The following is a 4,229-nucleotide window of genomic DNA, read 5'->3' as shown; positions in this document are numbered from 1 at the left end:
GGGCACGGGTATCTCCCGCGAGAGTAACGCGTAGAGAGCCGTCGCTGGGGGACAGCGGCGGCTTTTTCGCTACTGATCGCGCTTGAGCTCGCGCTTCCCCCAATGCGGCATCTTTAGATCCGGATTGTATTCCGGCTTCACGTGGCGGTTTAGGGCGCTCTTGGAAATCATCGGGCGAGGCTTTGCTCGTAGGCGTCGGTGGCTAAGAGACTATTGGAGCTCCCGCCTACCGTCGCAGGGAGAGTCGCCAACGGCTCGCTACTATTTTGACCTGCAAGACGAAGGTGGGATCACTCTCGACGACGAGGGTTTGGAGCTTCGTAATCTGGACTTGATTCAAGATGAAGCTGCCCGGTCTCTAGCTGATATGGCGCGAGATGCCGTCCGAATGAACGCCAGCAGCCAGAATATGGCGATCCAGGTTCGTGACGACACCGGGCCAGTGATGAACGTGCGGTTCTTTTTCAAGATTGAACGTCTTAATTAGGCGCAGACTCTAACGCCACAAACTGCTTGCATGTCAAAAAGGCAAACACGCCTGAGTTGCGTCAATAAGCAGCTTGCGGCCTTTCCATTAAAAGCGCACACCCGCTACGTCGCCGCTCGGCCCGTGGCAGTTATCGGCGATGAGCCGCCGAATGCGTTCGCCCGGGAGTAGAGGCGGACCATGAATGGCACCAAACCGGATGCTGCAGCTGTTATCGCTCGTACATCGAGAGAGTCGCTGCAATTGGCCGAAGCAGCGGGCTTAACGATGCTGGCCCAGTTGCTCAGGTTAGTGATCTTGGAGGCCGAGACACCAGTCACCGGGGATGACACGTAGTCCCCGATCTCGTTTCGGCGGGCTGCTGCCTAAGCAACGCGGAGTAAACGCGCTTGGGTATTTCATGTCTCGTGTAAGTGCATATCGCTATCGGGCCCAGGCAGCTGACTGCCGCGCACAGGCGGAGTTGTCGCGCAACCAGAGCGACAAAGATGCGTGGCTGGTTCTTGCGTCCGATTGGATTAAATTGGCCGAAGGTATGGATTGGCAGGCTGAAACACGTCCAGATCGCTCGCTCTTAAGTCCGATACCTGGCCGACGGGTTCGGCCGATGCAGCTACAAGGCGAGATGGACAAGAAGGTTTCGATGCACAATCGCTGCAGTTGCTGAGGGCTTTTTTCAGCCTGCAGGACCCCGAAGTGCGAGCGATCATCGTCAAGTTAGTCGAGAGCACAGCTCGCGGTGAAAGGATTTCGCCCGAACCTTTGCACGAGCAGTTGCAGGCGAAGTCTCAATAGTTAAATAGCTTCTCAGCGCAGGGCTGGCTTCGCACCGGGGAGCCGGGTTGCATCACCCGCGCATTCCCGAATCAAGGAATGCCACGAAAGAGTAGGAAAAAGCAGCATTAGCATTTGGCATGCGGACTTGCACAGGAGACACGTCCGGCGAGCTTTGTTCGTTCTTGGTGGCCCCCCATCTGACAGACCTGCTCAGCTTCAGTCTATGACGACCAAATGGACGAACAGCATGTCCTCGGACCCTCCGGCCTCTTTCTCTCCCTCGTCATATCTTTGCCATTCGTCATCGATTGCCGGGCAAGCGCGCAGTCGTGTGCCGGGACTGTAAAGCGGCACACTGTTCGACTTCAGTTCGGAGAGCTCTTCAAGAAATCATTCTTCTTCGTAAAGCTCGCGAGCTTGCGATCTAGTTGTTTTTACAGCCGCGATTGGCTCATCGTGAGACAAAATCGTGTAGATCAGCTCTCTATCGTCTTTGTCTGCATCCATGACAGTCGCGGCAGTTCGATTCGTTCCTATTCATGACCAAGGGAGTGTGCGGCTGGACTGTTCCCGCTGCCAAGCCTAGTGACATCGCAAATGCCGCGGAAGCTTGGAATAGTTTGCGATGAGCACGAAGGGCCGAAAGGTCATCTGGGGTGGCAGCATCATGGGCGCCGACATCCGCGCCAAGGGTGCTCGAGAAGCGCGCGAAAGGCCGTCCAGGAAGTGGACCGCGCCGAGGCCAAATCGCTCCGCATGGAAGGCTATGGCGGCCCCGCGCAGCCGTTTCCGACGATCGCGCAGTGCCTCAACGGCGGCTTGGGGGCTTGAAGTTGAATGCAACAGCTGCAAGACCAAAGCAAGCCTGCCGCTCGACGCGATCCGCCGGCCGCGCGACACGCCGATCTAGAAGCAGGAGGCGCCGCTCAAATGCCGGTTGTGCAAGACGATCGCTCGGCGCCGCCGGTGCGGATGATCGAGCTGACCGCGGCGCGGGCAATCACGCCCGACAAATGGGTGCATCCGGATGAAGAGGGATGAAGAGCGTTAGACACGCTCAGCTAACCGGCTGCAGAATTCTCGTGGACGATGGCGTCGCGCGAAGGCGACCGGGAGGAGCTGGATCACCGCCATCCGGTCTTGCGCTGTTGATATAAACTATCAATCGAATTCTGCACCGATCAGTTCTCCCGACCGCCAATGAGGCGGCAAACTCGTTCAGTTTGGAAGTTGTCCCAAGTCAGGGGTTGGCCATCTGTGAGTGTGAAGTCTAACCCTGTAATGGGAGATGTCGATAACGCGGAGGCACGTAAGCCCTGCCGGCTTTTAAAGGACAATAGACCTCCGCCGCTGCAGATATTCGTCCTCGCGACTGACCGACGGTCGAAGTAATGCTGGATCATTATCAGCCGTCCGTGAGGTCTTCGATAAAAGCCTTGTAGATCCAGCGGCGGCTGTCGTACCTACGCCAAACTCTGCCGTGGACGAGACGGCCCGTGATCGATCGTCGCGGAATAATGACCTTCGTGAGATGCCAAAGCCGCCTCCAGTCCGACCGATCCGGCGCTCGTGGTTTGTGCAGCTGGGTGGCTTCGCTCATCTCAAACGACCTCGCGTTGGTGGCGAAGCAAAGCCGCCAAATTCAGAGATGGTATGCTCGCGCTCAACGACCTCGCCTTTTGCGCGGTGGGAGCAGTCGTTCGCCGACTACCAACTTGAATAATGAAAGCCTCATCCGCAATCGGCGGCTTAAATTAAGATAAATGTGTCGGTTTAGGATTAAGGCTGGAACATCTCCACGACGCTGACTTTTTTGCGGTTGATGCGGAGGGCACTTCCGACAGGTCGTCGGACCGACGCGCTCGTTGTTAGCCAAACCGTGAGATCATCAACGGCATCCCTGAGTACTCCTCATCGGGAAAAATAGGAACTCTACCGTGAGCTCCCGGTTGTCGGCGTCCGAGAACAACTGGAGAAACAATAATGAAATGCGCGCGCTATTTGTGCCTGGCGGCCGTCTTGATCTCTGCAAGCCCGGTCTTTGCCCAAAATCCGCCGGCCGCTGATCGGCCGAACAACAACGCCGTCAACAGCTCCGACCAAAACAACTCGAACCGGCCCGTCGCCGGCGCGAACAGCTTCACTGAAGGGCAGGCGAAGACTCGGATTGAAGCCGCGGGCTTTACCAACGTCACTGCGCTCACGAAGGACGATAACGGCGTCTGGCGCGGGAAGGCGAGCAAAGGCGGTTTAGCTACCGATGTTAGCGTCGATTTCCAAGGCAACGTCAACCCCGCCAAGTGACAGGATCAAATACATGACCGCTACGATCTCGCGCCTCTACGATAACTACTCCGATGCACAAAAGGCCGTCGCCAATCTAGAGGCGGCCGGCGTGCCGCATTCAGATCTTAGCATCGTCGCCAACAACTCCGATGACTGGTACAAGTCGGACGGCAAGGTCGATCGCGACCGCGACGGGACAGACGATCGTGCAGAAGGAGCCGCGACGGGTGCCGGCGTTGGCGCCGGCCTAGGTGGCGCTGCCGGGCTAATGGCCGGCCTCGGCTTGTTGGCCATTCCAGGCCTTGGACCGGTAGTCGCAGCAGGTTGGCTCGCAGCCACTGCGCTCGGTGCTACCGCAGGTGCCGCTACCGGCGGCGCTGTCGGTGCGCTCACCCAAGCCGGTGTGTCTGAAGATGAGGCACCATTATACGCTGAGGGCGTGCGCCGGGGCGGCACTCTTGTTTCGGCGAGGGTACCGGACGCTGACCGCGCGCGCTATGAAGCGATCCTGAACCAGTCTTCCGTCAATCTTACTGAGCGGAAAGCGGCGTGGCAAAAGACCGGCTGGAATAATTATGACGCTGCCGCCCAACCCTACGGGGCAGACGAGGTCCGCCGCGAGCGCCAACTACACGGCGGCGGAGTGCGATAATCCACAAACATCAGCGGCCCGCCAAAG

General features: G+C 58.2%; 3 protein-coding genes and 1 pseudogene. All 4 read left to right on the top strand.

Annotated features, from left to right (window positions below):
* Positions 1 to 82 precede the first annotated feature (82 nt).
* The 4 genes and pseudogenes from ABW043_RS22870 (at position 83) to ABW043_RS01245 (ending at position 4,202) form a co-directional block, all read left to right on the top strand.
* Positions 83 to 487 (top strand): DUF6894 family protein, encoded by a 405-nt coding sequence (locus ABW043_RS22870; RefSeq protein WP_502908576.1) that lies wholly within the window; start codon positions 83 to 85, stop codon positions 485 to 487.
* 1,402 nt (positions 488 to 1,889) lie between these two features.
* Positions 1,890 to 2,305: pseudogene (locus ABW043_RS01255) on the top strand (hypothetical protein).
* A gap of 942 nt (positions 2,306 to 3,247) precedes the next feature.
* The gene (locus tag ABW043_RS01250) at positions 3,248 to 3,568 is read left to right on the top strand and encodes a hypothetical protein (RefSeq protein WP_353919429.1); all 321 of its coding nucleotides are present in this window, start codon (positions 3,248 to 3,250) and stop codon (positions 3,566 to 3,568) included.
* Between the two features lie 13 nt (positions 3,569 to 3,581).
* Positions 3,582 to 4,202: a general stress protein gene (locus ABW043_RS01245; RefSeq protein WP_353919428.1), complete on the top strand. Its 621-nt coding sequence runs from the start codon at positions 3,582 to 3,584 to the stop codon at positions 4,200 to 4,202.
* The last annotated feature ends 27 nt before the right edge of the window (positions 4,203 to 4,229 follow it).

This window comes from Devosia sp. (assembly GCF_040509215.1).
In the GTDB taxonomy this organism is placed as follows: Bacteria; Pseudomonadota; Alphaproteobacteria; order Rhizobiales; family Devosiaceae; genus Devosia.
The sequence above is the reverse complement of the archived record's forward strand: the minus strand, read 5'-3'. Positions and strand labels throughout refer to the sequence as shown.